Origin of the sequence: Gordonia sp. WA4-43, from assembly GCF_020520305.1 — a bacterium.
Classification (GTDB): Bacteria; Actinomycetota; Actinomycetes; order Mycobacteriales; family Mycobacteriaceae; genus Gordonia; species Gordonia hongkongensis.
Map to the genome: position 1 here is coordinate 1,623,135 of NZ_CP084736.1, position 17,579 is coordinate 1,640,713.

17 protein-coding genes are annotated in these 17,579 nt (G+C 69.5%); 6 read left to right on the forward strand and 11 right to left on the reverse strand.

Features of this window, described 5'->3' with window-relative positions:
• Nucleotides 1–104 precede the first annotated feature (104 nt).
• Nucleotides 105–1,820, forward strand: coding sequence for a type VII secretion protein EccE (gene eccE / locus LEL84_RS07360; protein ID WP_226513685.1), 1,716 nt, complete (start codon nt 105–107; stop codon nt 1,818–1,820).
• A 10-nt stretch (nt 1,821–1,830) separates the two neighbouring features.
• Here eccE and manA read toward each other — a convergent pair whose 3' ends face one another.
• The 3 genes from manA to LEL84_RS07375 form a co-directional block, all read right to left on the reverse strand.
• Entirely contained in the window at nt 1,831–3,117 is a 1,287-nt protein-coding gene (gene manA, locus LEL84_RS07365) for a mannose-6-phosphate isomerase, class I (RefSeq protein ID WP_226513686.1), read from the reverse strand.
• Nucleotides 3,114–4,271, reverse strand: coding sequence for a hypothetical protein (locus LEL84_RS07370; RefSeq protein WP_159371175.1), 1,158 nt, complete (start codon nt 4,269–4,271; stop codon nt 3,114–3,116). Before LEL84_RS07370 ends, manA begins: the two co-directional genes overlap by 4 nt.
• Before the next feature lie 98 nt (nt 4,272–4,369).
• Nucleotides 4,370–4,879, reverse strand: coding sequence for a DUF3499 domain-containing protein (locus LEL84_RS07375; protein WP_226513687.1), 510 nt, complete (start codon nt 4,877–4,879; stop codon nt 4,370–4,372).
• A 142-nt stretch (nt 4,880–5,021) separates the two neighbouring features.
• Between LEL84_RS07375 and LEL84_RS07380 the strand changes: the two genes are divergently transcribed.
• On the forward strand, nt 5,022–5,543 hold the full coding sequence (locus LEL84_RS07380; protein ID WP_058252540.1) for a metallopeptidase family protein: 522 nt from the start codon (nt 5,022–5,024) through the stop codon (nt 5,541–5,543).
• Nucleotides 5,544–5,607: 64 nt separating this feature from the next.
• On the opposite strand, the gene LEL84_RS07385 is transcribed toward LEL84_RS07380, so the two are convergent.
• Nucleotides 5,608–5,865: a WhiB family transcriptional regulator gene (locus tag LEL84_RS07385; protein WP_171011557.1), complete on the reverse strand. Its 258-nt coding sequence runs from the start codon at nt 5,863–5,865 to the stop codon at nt 5,608–5,610.
• Between the two features lie 689 nt (nt 5,866–6,554).
• Here LEL84_RS07385 and cofD point away from each other — a divergent pair.
• Genes cofD through LEL84_RS07400 form a run of 3 tightly spaced genes read left to right on the forward strand, consistent with a single transcriptional unit; the run spans nt 6,555 to nt 9,531 of the window.
• Complete coding sequence (cofD, locus tag LEL84_RS07390; protein ID WP_226513688.1) at nt 6,555–7,592, forward strand: 2-phospho-L-lactate transferase; 1,038 nt, start codon at nt 6,555–6,557, stop codon at nt 7,590–7,592.
• Nucleotides 7,589–8,938 carry a coenzyme F420-0:L-glutamate ligase gene (locus LEL84_RS07395; RefSeq protein ID WP_226513689.1) on the forward strand — a complete coding sequence of 450 codons (1,350 nt, stop codon included), beginning with the start codon at nt 7,589–7,591 and terminating at the stop codon, nt 8,936–8,938. Before cofD ends, LEL84_RS07395 begins: the two co-directional genes overlap by 4 nt.
• Entirely contained in the window at nt 8,935–9,531 is a 597-nt protein-coding gene (locus LEL84_RS07400) for an NUDIX hydrolase (protein WP_058252536.1), read from the forward strand. The genes LEL84_RS07395 and LEL84_RS07400 overlap by 4 nt, the downstream gene beginning before the upstream one ends.
• Here LEL84_RS07400 and glgC read toward each other — a convergent pair.
• Nucleotides 9,528–10,742, reverse strand: coding sequence for a glucose-1-phosphate adenylyltransferase (gene glgC, locus LEL84_RS07405; protein WP_078112951.1), 1,215 nt, complete (start codon nt 10,740–10,742; stop codon nt 9,528–9,530). The two genes, LEL84_RS07400 and glgC, sit on opposite strands and share 4 nt — an antisense overlap.
• Nucleotides 10,743–10,871: 129 nt before the next feature.
• Here glgC and glgA point away from each other — a divergent pair, with 129 nt between their 5' ends.
• Nucleotides 10,872–12,035: a glycogen synthase gene (glgA, locus tag LEL84_RS07410; RefSeq protein ID WP_226513690.1), complete on the forward strand. Its 1,164-nt coding sequence runs from the start codon at nt 10,872–10,874 to the stop codon at nt 12,033–12,035.
• Here the strand turns inward: glgA and LEL84_RS07415 are convergent.
• The 6 genes from LEL84_RS07415 to LEL84_RS07440 form a co-directional block, all read right to left on the reverse strand.
• A complete protein-coding gene (locus LEL84_RS07415) occupies nt 12,014–12,985 on the reverse strand; it encodes a putative RNA methyltransferase (RefSeq protein WP_226513691.1) in 972 nt (323 codons plus the stop codon). The two genes, glgA and LEL84_RS07415, sit on opposite strands and share 22 nt — an antisense overlap.
• A gap of 2 nt (nt 12,986–12,987) precedes the next feature.
• Nucleotides 12,988–13,155: a DUF3117 domain-containing protein gene (locus tag LEL84_RS07420; RefSeq protein ID WP_004019232.1), complete on the reverse strand. Its 168-nt coding sequence runs from the start codon at nt 13,153–13,155 to the stop codon at nt 12,988–12,990.
• Nucleotides 13,156–13,260: 105 nt separating this feature from the next.
• Nucleotides 13,261–13,659, reverse strand: a complete 399-nt coding sequence (locus tag LEL84_RS07425) for a DivIVA domain-containing protein (protein WP_226513692.1) — start codon at nt 13,657–13,659, stop codon at nt 13,261–13,263.
• A gap of 138 nt (nt 13,660–13,797) precedes the next feature.
• Complete coding sequence (locus LEL84_RS07430) at nt 13,798–14,826, reverse strand: glucosyl-3-phosphoglycerate synthase (protein WP_226513693.1); 1,029 nt, start codon at nt 14,824–14,826, stop codon at nt 13,798–13,800.
• Entirely contained in the window at nt 14,823–15,647 is an 825-nt protein-coding gene (folP, locus tag LEL84_RS07435; RefSeq protein WP_137809065.1) for a dihydropteroate synthase, read from the reverse strand. The genes LEL84_RS07430 and folP overlap by 4 nt, the downstream gene beginning before the upstream one ends.
• Before the next feature lie 71 nt (nt 15,648–15,718).
• Entirely contained in the window at nt 15,719–17,524 is a 1,806-nt protein-coding gene (locus LEL84_RS07440; RefSeq protein ID WP_226513694.1) for a long-chain-acyl-CoA synthetase, read from the reverse strand.
• Nucleotides 17,525–17,579: the final 55 nt, after the last annotated feature.

A 17,579-nucleotide genomic window follows, 5' to 3' on the forward strand; every position in this document is an offset into this window, starting at 1 on the left:
GACGTGTGGGGCTCCACCGCTTGTGCACACTCTCGGTGGACGGCACGCGGCAGTCGGCAGCGGTGAACGAGGGGGTCGCAACCGTGGAGCGGAACAGACGTGGGATGGCACTGCCCACACTCGTCGTGATCGAGGCGGTGCTGGCACTCGGACTCGTCGTCTGGGTGGTGTCCGGCAGCGTCTGGGGTGCAACCGCACTCGGCGTGGCCGCGGTCGTCTCCGCAGGTCTGGTGCGGGTCGGCGGCCGGCCGTCGGTGTTCGGGCGAATCGTGGCGAATCTGTCGTTCTCGTGGTCGCGGATGCGCCGCGACCACGGCGATCTCGCCCCGGCCCCGTTCGACATCCCGCTGCCCGCCCCCAGCACCCACGCCACCGCACGGCGGACATCGGCTCCGACGACCATCGGCGCGAGGTGGGTCGGCGACACCCTGGTCACCGTCGTCCGGGTGGACCCGGGCAGCCCGGCCGTCACCTACCTGACCCCGGGCCACAGCGAACTCGGCGACGAATCGGGCCAGGTGGTGCCCCTCGGCGTCCTGGCCGAGTGCATCAGTCCCTACGACATCCGGCTCAGCTCCATCGAGGTCATCAGTCACGGTGTGCGCGTGTGGGGTTCGGGCATCGCGCCGGACACCTACGACCGCACCCTGGGCCCGCTGTCGGCGACGGCCCAACGGTCAGTGTTGGTCGTCCTCCGGCTCAATCCCCTCGACTGCGCCGACGCCGTCGCCCGCCGCGGGGGCGGCGCGACCGGTGCACTGCGCACCGCGACGGTGACCACCCGCCGCGTCGCCAAGAGGCTCGCCGAACACGGCTTGTCGACGACCATCCTGTCGGCGGCACAGATCACCGCCATCACGGCGCAGCTCATCGAGGGCGCGAGCCTCGACTCGCTCGCCGAGGAACGCGACTCGGTCGGCGTCGCCGGTCTGCGGATGCGCAGCGCCGCCGTCGAACCGGCCGCCCTGACCGACGTGCTGCGCGGCATCTGGGTCAACTCCGCGGTCTCGACGACCGTCACCGTGAAGTTGCGCCCACGAGTCACCGAGGGCAGGCGTCGCGGCGATCGCACGACGGTCGAGGTGTCCGGGATCGTCCGCGTCAACGAGTTCCCCGCCGCGCGGCGCGCACTCGGTGGATGGCCCGCGGGTCTGATCCCCCTCGACGGCCGCCAGTTCGACGCTCTCGCAGCGAGTCTCCCCATCTCGACGCCGACCCGGCTCGACCGGGCCGTACCCGCACTCACGGGTTCGGAGGCGGAGGCGTTCCTCGCTTCGGCGCGTATCCCGGCAGGCGGTTGCGGCCAGCTCATCGGCGCCGATCACGCCGGCCGCGCGGTCGCCACCCGGCTCGTCGGACCCGGTATCTCCACGGTCTCGGTCGCCGCGGGCATTCACGTCGTGGCCCAGATCGCTCTCCGCGCAGTCGCGGTCGGTGCCGCGGTGCGCGTGCACACCGACCGCCCGCACCGGTGGACCCCGGTGGTCACCGCCGTGGGCGATCCGAGCGCGCTGTCACTCTCGGGCGACCGCACCCCGGCGCGCCCCGGCCCCGGCCTGGTCATCGTCGACGGTGTGGCGCCACCTTCCCCACAGCCCGACACCACGCGGATGATCGTCGTCGCACCGGGCCTCGGCGAACCCGCCGACGGCGCCACCGTCGCGCTGCGTCAGAATCCGCGTACGCCACAGGACATCGCACTCGACACCGGTGGGCGACCGATCCTGGTCACCATGGTCGCGACCCCCGACGAATGGAACCTGATCGGCGGCTACCCCGAACCCGCGGGCACCGCCGCGGCGACTCCGGTTCGGCGCTGACGGACTGACATCATTCGGACGCGGACGCCACCGATGAGGTCAGGTCGGGTTGCGCCGAGACCGCGGCCGGCACCAGCGCGCGGTAGAAGACCGCACGAGCCGACGCCGCGCGGACGATGACGTCCGGGTCGTCGTCGGTGATCCACACCGCCCGTCCGGCCGTCACGGTGAGCGGGTTCCCACCCGCCGGTCGGACCTCCACCGCGCCGCTGAGCACGGCGAGGATCTGCGGGCCCGGCATGTCGAAGCAGATCGACGAGGCGTGGTGGAGGCCCGTCCCGTCGAGTTCGACACGCGACAGCCGGAATTCGGGAGCGGGGGTGAGGTAGACGCGCTCGGCGCCGACGGTCCGGATCTGCGGGGTCAGGTCCGAGACATCGACCGGGGTGAAGTCGAGGACGCGCAACAACTCGGGAACGTCGATGTGTTTGGGCGTCAGTCCGCCCCGCAGCACGTTGTCGGAGTTCGCCATGATCTCCACGCCCGTACCGCGGAGGTAGGCGTGCAGGTTGCCCGCGGACAGATAGAGACCCTGCCCGGGTTCGAGGTGAATGTTGTTGAGCAGCAACGATGCCAGGACACCGGGATCGTTCGGGTAGGCCTCCCCGAGTTCACACACCGTCCGCAGTTCGGCGACGAACTCCGTCTCACCTGTGCTCAGCACGGTGACCGCGCCGGCGAGTACCGCCGGGACCAGCTGACGGAGCAGCGACTCGGGCAGCGTCAGCCACGTCGTGAAGAGCGCCCGCAGCCCCTCCGAGTCCGGCTGCCCCGCGAGCATCCCCAGATAGGGGTCGAGCTCACTGACCTGCAGTGCGCGGAGCAACCGAATGGTGTCCTCCGGTCGACGGAAGCCGGCCAGGGCGTCGAACGGGGTCGTCGCGACGATCAGTTCGGGCTTGTGCCATGGATCGCGGTAGTTGCGGTCGCGGGCTTCGAGCGCGACACCGCGGGCGTTCTCGCGTTCGAATCCTGCCCGGGCCTGTTCGGCGGACGGATGTGCCTGCAGGGACAGCGGTTCCTCGGCGGCGAGCACCTTCAGGAGGAACGGCAGACGCTCGCCGAAGGCCGCCGTGCTCGCCGCGCCGAGCGTGCCGATCGGATCCGCGTCGATCACGTCGACGAGATCCTGCTCGATCCCGGCGACATCGACGCACCGAGCCGACCCCGAGGGATGGGACCCGAACCACAGCTCCGCCTCCGGGTGCGCGGACGGCACGGACCTACCCTGCATGGACGCGATCGCGGTCCGCGACCCCCAGGCGTATGGCCGCACCACTCCGTCGATGATCCTCATTGCAACGCGTTCCCAACCAGGCGGAGGTACACCGCCGCCATCTCGACCCGTAGTGCCACGATCAGGAAATCCAGTACATCCCCCGGGCCGTCGGCCACCGGATCCTCACCCGGCGCCGGACGCCGGTCCTCCCACTCGCGGCCGTCCGCGCCCCCGGCGGCCGAAGTCTCTTGCGCACGATCGATTCCGACGAGGAGATCGACCTCGCCGAGGCCGGTGACCCGCTGACGCGTGAACCATTCCCGCCGCCCGGTCGAGACGACCTGGACACGCGGCGCGGGAGCTGCCGGCGGTCCGTCGAAGTCGGGATCGTAGAAGATCGAGTCCGCACTCGGTGCGACATCCGAGCGCGACCCGAGCAACTGCACCATTCGCGAGACGTCCGTGAGTTCGGCTGCGGCGCTGACGATCCCGGAGAGTCCGACGAGCCCGGCGACCGCATGCCGGGCGATGGCCGCGCCGGCTGGGCTGTCCGCCGTCCAGACGGTGGGGCGGCCCTGGACGCGCAGCGCCAGCGATTTGGCGCGATTGTGGAAGGCGTCGCGGGCCGGGTGTCCGGTCGAGGCCTCGTCGTCGAGTGCGTCGGCGAGGTCGTCGAGTGCGGGCACGCTCCCGGTGAACCGGACCTGGGTCAGCGCGCCGAACACCGCGAGCAGCGCGGCGGCGAACCCCACGAAGCGGAAGCGGGGTTCGATGTCGAACCGCGGCGCGAGGTTGATCCCGTTGCCGCCCAGCGCATCTCGCAGAGGCCCGGCCACGGGTGCGACCACCACGACCTCGGCCCGCCGGCGTAACGCCCGCGCGGCGGCGTCGGCGAGCGCCATGTCCCCGGCATCGTCGCCGGCGACGATCACGACGTCGAGCGGGCCGATCCACCCGGGCAACACCGGACCACTGACCACCGGGACGTCCACCCGGGCCCCGAGCGTGGCCACCGCGAAGTCGGTCGCCCGATGGGAGACGCCGCTGGAACCGTGGACCACGATGACGCTACGGGGACGCAGGTCCGCGAGCGGAGCGAGCACGCCTTCGCGTACCGCTTCGGCGACGGCGCGCACCTGTGCGCCGGCGAGCGCGACCGCTCTCAGCAAACCGTCGACATCGGCCGAGATCAGCTCCTCGGCGTCGTCGAGGTCGGGGGAACCGGTTCGCATGTCACCAGGGTAGCCAGGTCGCGAAGTCGGCGCGCACGTACTCGGCACAGTTGCGGCGATGCCTTCGGGGTCCACGCCCCCCGCGCGGTGGTGACCGGTCAGTCGACCGGGTCCGGCAGTACCCGCAGGTGTCCGCGGCGCCCCGGGCGCGGCCGGGTCTGGTGACGCGACGGCCCGGCGGTCGGGGCGGGCGCATCGACCGGGCCGGCGCGGTGCCGACCCGTCCGACGGTCGTCCACGGCATCGCGATGGGCCTCGACGAACGCGGTGTCCTCGAAGGCGTCGAGGGCGTCGATCGGACTGCGGTCGACGTACCGCGGGCGTCCACCGCCGGCGACGGCTCCGGCTTCCCGAACCGCCTCGGCGAGCGCGGTCAGCTCTTGATCCTCGGCCGGCGGCGCGGAGAATCCCCGCTCGCTGCGCAGCATCTCCCAGCCGCGCGGGACGGTGATCCGGCGGGCGTGATCGTCGCACAGGTCCCACGAGTGCGGCTCCTGTGACGTCGCGAGCGGACCGATCACCGCGGTCGACTCGGCATAGACGAAGGTCAGGGTAGCCACCGCGGATCGGGCGCAGCCGGGTCGGCAGCACAGTCGGGGAAGCTTCACGTGACGAGATTAGCCCTCGTCGCTCGCAACCGCGTCGGCGACACGCTCACCGGGCGGGCGGCCGACGAAGACCCGGACCGCCGGAGCAGACACGCAGTGACCGGAGGAGACACGGACTCGTCCGACCTCCTACACTCTCGCCATGCGTATCGACCCGAAGCCGACTCCACGTGGCTCCTCCGGCCTGCCGGAGGCGCGCCGCGGTCGCCGGCGGACGGGTCGTCACCGCGATCGTCGCGGACGGGGACTGCGCTCGCCGTTGCTGCCACAGGGCGTGCCCGCCCACAACAGCCGGTCCGATGAATTCGACGCGGTCGCCCTGGAGGCGTTCGCCGAGATCGACGCGCAGTGGCATGACCAGATCGCCGGACTCGACATCGCCGTCGACGAGATCCCCCGGCTCCTGCCCCGTGACCCCGAGACGGTCGAGTGGCCCGACGAGGTGACCGCCGACGGTGCGGTGCCGCTCGCACGGCTGATCCCGGCCGGGATGGATGTGAACGGCGCACCGACGCGGGCGCAGATCATCCTGTTCCGCCGGCCGCTGGAGTCCCGGGCCAAGAAGGGCACCGAGTTGCTGGATCTGATCCACGAGGTACTCGTGCAACAGGTGGCGACGCATCTGGGCGTCGACGAAGACACGATCGACCGCGGACCAGAGTGATCCGCGGTCGATGATCGGTGGGGACGACTCCGTCGCGAGCCGTCCGGTCAGATGGTGACGCCGGTCAGATGATGCCGCGCTTGAGACGCCGGCGCTCACGCTCCGACAGGCCGCCCCAGATGCCGAAGCGTTCGTCGTTGTGCAGTGCGTACTCGAGGCATTCGGACTTGACCTCGCAGCCCTGGCAGATCCGCTTGGCCTCACGTGTCGACCCACCCTTTTCCGGGAAGAACGCCTCGGGGTCGGTCTGCGCACACAGGGCACGGTCCTGCCACTGCTCTTCGACGGCGTCGAAGAGATCGTCGAAGTCGTTGGGCACCAACGAAAGATGACGACGACCCGGGTCGGCGTCGTCGGCGACGGGCCCGTGCGGCGACCCGAAGTCGGTCCCGATGCCGATGGCCGACGCGGCGGCAGTGCCGCCGATCATCGAATCATCAACGGGGCCAAGGGTGTTGAATTCGGCGGTGAATTGCGGGCGGTTCTGTGGTTCAAGCGGATTGCCGATCGGGTTTTCCAAAGCCATCGTCGGCGCCTCCTAGCTCGGGATGTTGGTAGTTTCTGCGTCCTCTGCGAACACGGCCTGTGTGCCGCACCCACCACTGTTGCCACACCACTTGTACTACGGATGTGGAAACACCCACATCAGACGTACACAGCGCCCGAGCGACGGCCCGCGAAGTGCCGGAACCGACCCTCTCCCGAGTTCGAACATACGATCGAATCCGTTGAAGTCCAGCGGTTTTCGATCCGAAGGTTCTCGATCTCAAACTCGGAATGACACTGATGTGATTACACACGCCCAAGGCGGTCCCGGTCAAGTTGAAGTCAAAGATTCTCTGTTTACCACCAGGATCCGACAACTCTGTGACTCGACACGACATTGACCTCAACCCGACGTGAATGTCACACCGAACCCGGCACGGGTCGAAACCATCCGAACCGCACCGACAGCGCCTGACCGCCGACTCACACCGCGCACTACAGTGGCGGTGTGAAGGAGTACCTGCTGTGAAGGTGACCGTACTCGTCGGGGGCGTCGGAGGGGCACGATTCCTCCTCGGTCTGCGCGAATTGTTCGGCCCGACGGCGTTCCCGGCCCCCCAGGACGACGCGTCCGGCGCCCCGGCGACCGAGCACGAGATCACCGCCATCGTGAACGTGGGCGACGACGCCTGGATGCACGGCGTCCGCATCTGCCCCGACCTCGACACCTGTATGTACACCCTCGGGGGCGGGATCGATCCCGAACGCGGGTGGGGTCGGCGCGACGAATCCTGGCGCGCGAAAGAGGAACTCGCCGCCTACGGGGCCGACCCGGATTGGTTCGGACTCGGCGATCGCGATCTCGCGACCCACCTCATCCGGACCCAGATGCTCGACGCCGGGTACCGGCTGTCCGACGTCACGGCCGCCCTGTGCCGGCGCTGGGTCCCCGGGGTGCGGCTCCTGCCCGTCACCGACGACCGTCACGAAACCCACGTCGTGGTCGCCAAACCCGACGGCGAGGACGGCGAACGGGTCGCGATCCACTTCCAGGAATGGTGGGTACGCCATCGCGCGCAGATCCCCACCTTCGGCTTCGCGCAGGTCGGTTCGGACGACACGGCACCGGCACCCGGCGTCCTCGACGCGATCGCCGACGCCGATGTCATCCTCCTCGCGCCGTCGAACCCGGTCGTGAGCATCGGCGCCATCGTCAGTGTTCCGGGGATGCGCAGCGCGCTGCGCCAGACCAAGGCCCCGGTGGTCGGGATCTCACCGGTCATCGACAACCGTCCCCTGCGCGGCATGGCCGACGAATGCCTGTCCGTGATCGAGGTCGAGTCCTCGGCACAGGGGATCGCCGGACACTACGGCGCCCGCAGCGGCAACGGGATTCTCGACGGTTGGCTCATCGCCAAGGGTGACCACGCCGCTGTCGACGGCATCGCCGTCGGCGCCGCACCGCTGCTCATGACCGACCCCGCGGCCACCGCGCAGATGGTGCGTGCGGCCTGCGCGCTCGTCGACGTACCGCTGCCCGAGACCAACAAGGGCGTGCGGTGACCGCTCGCCCCGACCACCGCGCACCGGGACATCTCGAGATCCGGCCGGTGACCGGCCTGCCCGAGTTCACCGCCGACTCCAACGTCGCGGGTGAGATCCTCGGCGCCGCACCCTGGCTCGAGTCCGGCGACGTGCTGGTGGTCACCAGCAAGATCATCTCCAAGGCCGAAGGGCGGATGGTCGACGCGCCCAGCGACCCCGAGGAGCGGGACGCACTGCGTCGTCGCCTCGTCGACGCCGAATCGGTGCGCGTCCTGGCCCGCAAGAACCGGACCCTGATCACCGAGAACCGCCTCGGCCTGGTGCAGGCAGCGGCCGGGATCGACGGCTCGAATGTGCGCAGCGACCAACTGGCACTCCTGCCGGAGAACCCCGACCGCAGTGCGGCGTCACTGCGGCGTGCCATCGCCGACGCCGCCGGCCTCGACGTCGCGGTGATCATCACCGACACGATGGGTCGGGCCTGGCGGACCGGACAGACCGACGTCGCCATCGGCGCGGCCGGCATCGCCGTGACCCATCCCTACGAGGGCGGCGTCGACGACTACGGGAATCCGTTGATCGTCACCGAGATAGCGGTGGCCGACGAACTCGCCGCCGCGGCAGACCTCGTCAAGGGCAAGCTCGCCGCCGTCCCCGTCGCCGTCGTCCGCGGGTTCGCTCCGGCCGACGACGGCACCACCGCCGCCGACCTCATCCGTCCCTACGACGAGGACCTGTTCCGTCTCGGGACCGAAGAGGCGATCGCACAGGGCCGCCGAGAGGCCATCCGCACCCGGCGTTCGGTGCGCACCTTCGCCGATCGGCCCGTCGACCCCGCGGAGCTGCGCGACGCCCTCGCCGAGGCGCTCACCGCCCCGGCACCCCACCACACACATCCGGTCCGCTTCGTGTGGCTGCGTTCCGCCCCGCGACGCCGCGAACTGCTCGACGCCATGACGCGCGACTGGCGCACCGACCTCGAATCGGACTCCAAGACAGCCGAATCCATCGAGAAGCGACTTCGACGCGGGCAGATCCTCTACGACGCCCCGGAACTGGTGATCCCGTTCCTCGTACCCGAGGGCGCCCACGACTACCCCGATGATCGTCGCAACGCCGCCGAGCACACGATGTTCACCGTGGCCGCGGGCGGGGCGGTCGCCACCCTGCTCACCGCGCTGGCGGTTCGCGACATCGGCAGCTGCTGGGTCGGGTCGACCATCTTCGCCGCGCCGACGGTGCGCCGCGTCCTCGATCTGGGTCCGGAGTGGGAACCGCTGGGGGCCGTCGCGATCGGACATCCGCTCGAACCGGCCGGGTTGCGCGACCCCGCCCCCACCGCGGAGTGGGTCGTCGAACTGTGACCGCCGAGTCGCTGCACGCCTCCGCCGTCGAGGCCCTGACACGGTGGGAGACACCCGATCCCGCCCAGGACTCCCTGCGCCACGCATATCTCGCGTTCCTCGCGGCTTCCCCGGACGGGTGTCTTCGGGCCTGCGCACCAGGACATCTGACGGGTTCGGCGATCGTCTTCGATGCGACGCGCCGACACGTTCTGCTGACCCTGCACCCCCGCGTCGGGAAGTGGATACAGCTCGGCGGTCACTGCGAACCCTCCGACGATTCCCTCGCCGGCGCGGCGCTACGCGAGGCGCGAGAAGAGTCGGGCATGCCCGAACTCGTGCTCGACACCGCCGACCCCACGCTCGCCGGTGACGGGATGGTCCACCTCCACACCCACCCGATCACCTGCTCCTTGGGAGTCCCCACCCGCCACCTCGACGTCCGCTACCGGGTGGTCGCCGCCCCGACGCCCGACGGTGAACTCCCCCGCGTCGTATGCAGTGACGAGTCCGTGGACCTCCGCTGGTGGCCGGTCGACGCGCTTCCGGACGACGCCGGAGACGACATCGCGACGCTCATCGACGCGGCCCTACGCGACGGGCGGCGGCGCTAAACCTGGATGTTCTTGCCGACGGTGACCACACCGCCGGCGCTCACCGAGAACCGTTCGCGGTCGGCCTCGAGATCGACACCGAGCTGCTCGCCGTCACCGACCACGACGTTCTTGTCGAGGATGGCCTTGCGGACCACCGCGCCCTTGCCGACGCGCACGCCGGGCATCAGCACGCTGCCCTCGACCACCGCGCCGTCCTCGACGATGACGTTCGACGACAGCACGGAGTTGCGCACCGTGCCGGCGGAGATGATGCATCCGGAACCGACCACGGAGTCCTCCGCGACCCCGCCCTGGACGAACTTGGCGGGCGGCAGGTTGTGGGTCTCGCCGCGGATGGGCCAGCGGCCGTTGTAGAGGTTGAAGATCGGGTGGACCGACACCAGGTCCATGTGCGCCTCGTAGAACGCATCCAGGGTTCCGACGTCGCGCCAGTAACCGGTGTCGCGTTCGGTGGCACCGGGTACCTGGTTGTCCTTGAAGTCGTAGACGAAGGCGGTGTCCCGGCGCACGAAGGCCGGGATGATGTCACCGCCCATGTCGTGGTCGGAGTCCGAGTCGGCGGCGTCGGCGCGCAGCGCGTCGACCAGCGCCTCGGTGGTGAACACGTAGTTGCCCATCGACGCGAACGTCACGTCGGGATCGTCCGGCGTGCCGGGCGGATCGGCCGGCTTCTCCAGGAAGCGGGTGATCTTCCCGCTCTCGTCGGAGTCGATGCAGCCGAAGGCCACCGCCTCTGCTCGGGGCACGCGGATCCCGGCCACCGTGACGTCGGCGCCGGATTCGATGTGCGCGGCCACCATCTGCGACGGATCCATCCGGTACACGTGATCGGCTCCGAAGACGACGATGTACTCGGGTCGTTCGTCGGTGATGAGGTTCATCGACTGGAAGATCGCATCGGCACTGCCGGTGTACCAGCGTGGTCCGAGTCGCTGCTGGGCCGGCACCGGGGTGATGTACTCGCCGTGGAATCCCGACGTCCACCAGGTCTGCGAGATGTGCCGGTCCAGCGAATGCGACTTGTACTGTGTCAGTACGCAAATGCGCTCGTAACCGGCGTTGACCAGGTTCGACAGCACGAAGTCGATGAGCCGGTAGGCGCCGCCGAAGGGCACCGCAGGTTTGGCGCGGTCCATCGTCAGCGGGTACAGACGCTTGCCTTCGCCGCCTGCGAGGACGATGCCGAGGACGTGCGGCTCAGATCTCACTCCCCCAACTTAACCGCGATCGAAGCCGTCGGCCAGATGACCGGGCGGTCAGTATGCGTGGCGTCGGTCGCGACCAGGGTTTGGCAGCACCGATGGCGATCTGCGCGCGTTGGCACTAGCGTCGAGATCATGCGGGTGGCGATGATGACACGGGAATATCCACCTGAGGTCTACGGCGGCGCCGGGGTCCACGTCACCGAATTGGTCCGGTATCTGCGCGATCTCATCACCGTCGACGTGCACTGCATGGGCGCCGAGCGGGAGACCGCCGCGGTGTACACCCCCGACCCGGGGTTGGCCGGGGCGAATGCGGCGATCACCACGTTGTCGGCCGATCTGCGGATGGTGGTGGGTGCGTCCGGTGCCGACGTCGTGCACTCCCACACCTGGTACACCGGCCTTGCCGGGCACCTGGCGGGACAGCTCTACGACGTGCCGCACGTGCTGACCGCCCACTCGCTCGAACCGTCGCGCCCGTGGAAGGCCGAGCAACTCGGCGGCGGGTACCGGGTGTCGAGCTGGGTGGAACGCAACGCGGTGGAGTACGCCGACGCGGTGATCGCGGTGAGCTCGGGGATGCGCACCGAGATCTGTGACACCTACCCGCGTCTGGACCCTGAGCGTGTCCATGTGGTGCGCAACGGGATCGACACATCTCAATGGTTCCCGGTCGACGATCCGTTCGGACCCGACTCGACGCCGACCGCACTCGGGCTCGACCCGGACCGCCCGATCGTGGCGTTCGTCGGCCGGATCACCCGGCAGAAGGGCGTCGCACATCTGGTGGCCGCGGCGCACCGGTTCGATCCGGACATCCAGCTCGTCCTCTGTGCTGGTGCCCCCGACACGCCGGAGATCGGCGCCGAGATCGAGAGCGCGGTGGGCGAACTCTCCGCCTCGCGTCCCGGCGTCCACTGGGTGCGCGAGATGCTCCCACTCCCCCGGATCCGCGAGATCTTGACCGCGGCAACGGTCTTCGTGTGCCCATCGGTGTACGAACCGCTGGGCATCGTCAACCTCGAGGCGATGGCCTGCGGTACCGCGGTGGTGGCCTCGGCGGTCGGCGGCATTCCCGAGGTGGTGCGCGACAACGTCACCGGCCGCCTCGTGCGGTACGACCCCGTCGATCCGGCGACCTTCGAACACGATCTCGCCGACACGGTGAACGCGGTGGCCTCGGATGCGGCGGCGTCGGCGATGGGGGTGGCCGGCCGCGAACGCGCCGAGGCCGAGTTCTCCTGGGCGTCGATCGCCGAACAGACGCTGGGTGTCTACGAGTCCGTACGGCGCTGAGCGGGTGAGCGTCCGCGGACGGGCCGACACGTGGTCACCACGACCGACACCGTGGCCGGCACCCGACCGTCCCCGGCGAAGGCCGCGGCCCGCGAGCGGATGTCGGCCTCGTCGGAGTGAAATGCCGACGGGCCCATGGCGACCAGATCCCCCACGGTCTGCGCGTCGACGTCTGCGGAGTACCGGACAGGTGACTCGTCGACCACTTCGAAGCCCGCGTCGAGCGAGGCACGGAGGCGCTCGGATTTGGCCTCGTCGACACGCAGCATCGCCATCGGCTCGATGAGTTCGCCGAGGTGGTCGGGTCCCGGACTCACGATGATCAGTGCGCCATCAGGGGCCAGTACGCGGGCGAACTCGCTCGCGTTGCGCGGCGCGAACACCGAGAGCACCACCGCGACAGCGTCATCGACGACGGGCAGTCCGCGCCAGACGTCGGCGACGACGGCAGCGAGGGGCCGGGGTCCCCGCGCCATGGCCCGCGCGCAGTACTTCGAGAGGTCCAGGCCGATTCCGGCGGCCGAGGACCGTCCGTCACCGCCGGGCACCCCGCTCGCCTCGACCGCGGCGCGAAGATAGTGTCCGCCACCGGCCCCCGCGTCGAGGATCACCGGCCGGTCGTGTCCACCCGTGACCTCGGCCGCGCGGCCGGCGACGAAATCGACCACGGGGAGCAGGAAACCGGAGTCGTGCACGCGGGCTCGGGCGGCCACCATGGCTGCGGTGTCGGCGCGCAGCGCGCCGGACCGGCCGTCGAGCAGTGAGACATAGCCCTGACGGGCGAGGTCGAAGGAATGCGCCTGCGGACAGCGCAGCGACGCGCCGTCGGCCGATAGGCGCCCGGTACACACCGGGCAGCGCAGGATCTCGAGTACCGAAGTGAGGCCATGCGCCCGGTGCGGAGTCGGTGGGTCCGCCCGGGCCTCATGGGAACTGCCCTCGTGGGGCATGTTCAGCCGGTTACCCCGCGGAGTTCCTCGCCCAGCGCGGCTGCTTCGTCGGCGGTCAGCTCGACGACCAGTCGACCTCCACCTTCGATCGGAATCCGGACAACGATTCCACGCCCTTCTTTGGCCGCTTCGAGGGGGCCGTCCCCAGTACGTGGCTTCATTGCCGCCATTCTCAAGCTCCCTTCAAGGTCCCTGCTCCGAACATGATACGTGCCCGGGTCGCACACGATTGTCAGTGCGCGACACGCGCGCCGCGCGGTCTCGACGTACGGCCCCTACTGGGGGGTGCTCGGCGGGCCGGACCGCCCGGCCTCCACGCCGCCGTTCCCGGTGATACCAGCGGCGGGATCGTCCGGAGCCGCGCCCGCTTCCGCCCCGGGCACCGACTCCCGTTCGCGCAGACGCGTGATCACCGACCGCAGGTCGTCGACCTCACGCGCGAGACGTGCCAGCGCCCAGTCGACTTCGGCCTGCTTGTAACCACGCGGGGTCTGGGCGAAGCGCAACGCACGCACGTCCTCGCCGGTGATGCCCACCGACGGCAACCGGGTGAGCGTGGTGTCGGGCTCGACCGGCGGCAGATCTTCTCCGCGTCCGAACACGAACCAGACGACAGCGAACACGATCGCGACGACGAGTCCCATGATCAGCAGGTACAGCAGCAGCGTCTGCATGCGTTCCATCCTGGCAGAAGCGCCCGGACGACGGCCCGGCACAGCACCGACCCGGCGACGGCCGCCCGCGTCAGGGCGGGCGGCGTCGCCGGGTCGGGGCCGGGTTCATCAGGTCTGGCCCATCAGGTCCGGAGCCGGCTAGGAGGCCATCTCCTCGGCCTTGGGGGCCAGGGCGCGCACGGTGTTCATCGGCGGACGATCCTCGAGATAGACCTCGGTGGTGTGCGGCGTGAAGGAGCCGTCGGGTTCGGCGGTGAACTGGGTGAGCCCGACGCCCGAGTCCTCGATGCCGCAGCGGCGCATCAGGGTTCCGACGATCTGGCGGCTCATGACCCCCAATTCCACCAGCGGGCGGTTGCGATGGGTTCGGACCCCGAGGTTGACCTGACCGATCCCGGCCAGGCCGTACCGGTCATAGGTGTCGATGAGAAGGCCGATCTCGACCCCGTAGCCCGGCGCGAACGGAACCGACGAGAGCAACTCGCGGGTGCCGGCGTACTCGCCGCCGAGTGGCTGGAGGACCGCGGTGAGATCCGGCTTCTGGGATGCCAGGAGGGGGCGTGCCACGAGCTCGGTCACGCGTCCGCCACCGTTCGCGTCGTGCGTACCGCCCGTGCGCAGCGGGCGCCGGTAGTAGCCCTTGACCAGCTGGATCTCGGGGTTCAGCAGGAGCGGACCGAGCATCTTGGGCACGAACATCGGGTCCGGGTCGATGAGATCGGAGTCGACGAATGCGATGATGTCGCCGGTCGCCACGGCGACCGAACGCCACAGCACCTCGCCCTTGCCCTTGACCGGGTCCAGCTCGGGTACCGCCTCCTCGCGGGAGATCACCTGCGCACCGGCGGCGAGCGCGCGCTCGGCGGTGGCATCGGTGGAACCGGAGTCCAGGACGATGATCTCGTCGACCACGGTGCCGTACAGCGGCATGATCGTGGCGATGACGTCGGCGACGGTCTCTTCCTCGTTCAGCGCGGGCAGCACCACCGAGATGGTCCGGCCGTTCTTCGCGTCGACGAGGTCGTCGATCGTCCAGTCCGGCTGCTCCCAGGTGTGGGTTGCCGACCAGCGCTGCTCGGTCCCCGGGGTCTGGGCGACCGTCGGCCACATGGCGGCCTTGTCCCGGCTGACGGTGCTGGGCTTACGTCGCTTCTGCTGCTTGGTCATGCGAGTCCCCTGACTGTTCGGGCGGGTGGTTTCGCTCCCGCGATGGCAGCGACCATGTCGACCACGCGACGAGTGGCAGCGACTTCGTGGACGCGGAAGATCCGGGCGCCTTGGGCGGCGGCCAGACTTGTCGCGGCCAGAGTCCCTTCCAATCGGTGCGTTAGGTCTGTACCCAGAGTCTCCCCTACGAAATCCTTGTTGCTCAGCGCCATCAGGACCGGCCAGCCCGTGTTAACAAGATCTTTCACACCACGTAACAGAGCCAGCCCGTGGTGAGTGTTCTTGCCGAAATCGTGCGTCGGATCGATAACGATCGAGTCTCGACGCACCCCGGCAGCGAGCGCCCGGTCGGCCGCGGAGGTCACCTCCCGGATCACGTCGGCCACCACCGCGTCGACCGAATCCCCGTATGCGACGCGGTGCGGCCGGGTCCGCACCCGCGCGCCACCCGTGTGCGAGCAGACGATCCCGGCCCCGCGTTCGGCGGCGACGTCGACGACGTCGGGGTCGAATCCCGCCCAGGTGTCGTTGATGAGATCCGCGCCGGCGGCGCAGGCCTGGTCGGCGACCTCGCTGCGCCAGGTGTCGACGCTGATCAGCACGTCCGGATGGCGGTCGCGGATCCAGGCGATCATGCCGACGACCCGGGCGGCCTCGGTCGCGGCGTCGACCTCGCGTCCGGGTCCGGCCTTGACCCCACCGACGTCGATGATGTCGGCGCCCTCGGCGACGACCCGGTCGACGTGCGCCTGGGCGGCGGCGTCGTCGAAGCTCGCTCCTCGGTCGTAGAACGAATCAGGGGTGCGGTTGACGATCGCCATCACCAACGCGCGGTCGGTCGGCACCCGCCGCCCGCACAGCGTGTCCGATGCCGACGTCTCCGGGCCGGAACTCACCCCTTGGGCACCTTGGCGGCGGCGACATCGTCGGGGTAGTCGTCGTAGAACTCGGTGTAGCCCTCCTCCTTGCCGAGCAACACGTAGAGCCGTTCGGCCTCGGCGTCGGAGTACCCCTCCTTGCGCAGCTCGACCTTGCGGTTCTTGAAGGTCGAGGTCTGCTCGAAATCGTCGACGATCCGCACGAACAGCGGCACCGCGTACGACGGCAGCGCGTCGTAGAGATGGCGGGCGAATGCGCCCGGGTCGAGGTCGGCGCCCTCGCGCAGCTTGATCGCGATCATCCCGGCGCGACCGTCGGTGCCGGGGACCTCGACGCCGTACGCCACCGACTGCGCGACGGCCTGATAGGAGTCGACCGCCCCCTCGACCTGGGTGGTGGCGACGTTCTCGCCCTTCCAGCGGAAGGTGTCGCCGAGCCGGTCGACGAAGGCGATGTGCGCGAAGCCCTGATCGCGGACGAGGTCACCGGAGTTGAAGTAGGAGTCGCCGTCCTTGAAGGCGTCGCGGATGATCTTCTTCTCGGTCTCCTCGGAGTCGGTGTAGCCGTCGACGGGCACCCGGTCACTGATCTGGGCGAGCAGCAGGCCCGTGCCGCCCCGGCCGACCTTCACGAGCCGGCCGTCGTCGCCGCGCTTGGGGTTTCCCTCCTCGTCGTATTCCACGATCTTGTACGGGAGCGGGCAGAAGCCGGCGGTCTTGTCGACGCTGAACGCGTTGACGAATGCGAGGTTGAGTTCGCTGGCCCCGTAGAACTCGACGACGCGGTCGACCCCGAAACGCTCGCGGAACTCGTCCCAGATGTCCGGGCGCATACCGTTGCCGACCACGGTGTGCACGGAATGCTGACGATCCGTGGGCTTCTCTGGCTGGGCGAGGAGATAGCGGCAGAGCTCGCCGATGTAGCAGAAGGCCGTCGCACGGTTGAGGATCACGTCGTCCCAGAACTTCGACGCCGAGAACGAGCGTCCGATGGCGATGCACGCACCCGAGGCGAGGACCGAGGACAGTGACACCGACAGCGCGTTGTTGTGGTAGAGCGGCAGCGGCACGTACATGGTGTCGCTGTGGCGCAACCGCACCGCGAGACCGCCGATGCCGGACAGGCTCGCCAGCCACCGGTTGTGGCTCATCACGCTGGCCTTCGGCATCCCCGTGGTGCCGGAGGTGAAGATGTAGAACGCCTTGGTCGACGCGGGCAGCTGCTCGGTGACCTCGGGATCGGCTTCCGAGAGTCCCTCGGCCGCGGCGTCGAACGCGTCGAAATCGTAGACGTGTTCGGGCAGGACCGATTCCGGGATCGACTCGAAGGCTTCCGCGCACTCGGGATCGTGGATGAGGACCTTGGCCTCGAGGAGGCCGACGCTGTGCTCGAGCACCTCGCCGCGCTGGTTGTAGTTCAGCATCCCGGCGATCGCGCCGAGTTTGACGGTGGCGAGCATCAGCAGCAGGTCGGTCGTGCAGTTCTTGGAGAGCAGCGCCACCACGTCGCCCTTGCCGACGCCGTCGGCGGAAAGTGCTGCGGCGTAACGGTTCACGCGGCGGTTGGCCTCGCCGTAGGTGGTCGTGCGGCCCTCGAACCGGACGAACGGCCGGTCGGGGTGTTCGGCCGCGTGCTTCTGGAAGACCGAACCGATGGTCCGCTTGGCCTCCGGTGGGCGTCGGATGAGTCCCGGCGCGTGCTTGATCATCCCGGTCGCATGTGGCGCCATCTTCACCACGCCGCGAAGGATGTCGGGGATACCGACGGTCTTCTTCACACTCTGCTGCCGACTGTCCTGCTGCTCGACCCCTTGGGACATCTGCCCTCCGCTCTCCCGCTGGCGTTTCGAGTGCCCCGCGCACTCACGCGCTACC

Excerpts from the sequence above, each read along its gene's own strand:
- folP (WP_137809065.1), bottom strand. The coding sequence starts at position 15,647 with ATGGCGATCGTCAACCGCACCCCTGATTCGTTCTACGACCGAGGAGCG.
- glgA (WP_226513690.1), top strand. The coding sequence starts at position 10,872 with ATGCGGGTGGCGATGATGACACGGGAATATCCACCTGAGGTCTACGGC.
- LEL84_RS07430 (WP_226513693.1), bottom strand. The coding sequence starts at position 14,826 with ATGACCAAGCAGCAGAAGCGACGTAAGCCCAGCACCGTCAGCCGGGAC.
- manA (WP_226513686.1), bottom strand. The coding sequence starts at position 3,117 with ATGAGGATCATCGACGGAGTGGTGCGGCCATACGCCTGGGGGTCGCGG.
- LEL84_RS07370 (WP_159371175.1), bottom strand. The coding sequence starts at position 4,271 with ATGCGAACCGGTTCCCCCGACCTCGACGACGCCGAGGAGCTGATCTCG.
- LEL84_RS07380 (WP_058252540.1), top strand. The coding sequence starts at position 5,022 with ATGCGTATCGACCCGAAGCCGACTCCACGTGGCTCCTCCGGCCTGCCG.
- eccE (WP_226513685.1), top strand. The coding sequence starts at position 105 with ATGGCACTGCCCACACTCGTCGTGATCGAGGCGGTGCTGGCACTCGGA.
- LEL84_RS07415 (WP_226513691.1), bottom strand. The coding sequence starts at position 12,985 with ATGCCCCACGAGGGCAGTTCCCATGAGGCCCGGGCGGACCCACCGACT.
- LEL84_RS07420 (WP_004019232.1), bottom strand. The coding sequence starts at position 13,155 with ATGGCGGCAATGAAGCCACGTACTGGGGACGGCCCCCTCGAAGCGGCC.
- LEL84_RS07440 (WP_226513694.1), bottom strand. The coding sequence starts at position 17,524 with ATGTCCCAAGGGGTCGAGCAGCAGGACAGTCGGCAGCAGAGTGTGAAG.
- LEL84_RS07425 (WP_226513692.1), bottom strand. The coding sequence starts at position 13,659 with ATGCAGACGCTGCTGCTGTACCTGCTGATCATGGGACTCGTCGTCGCG.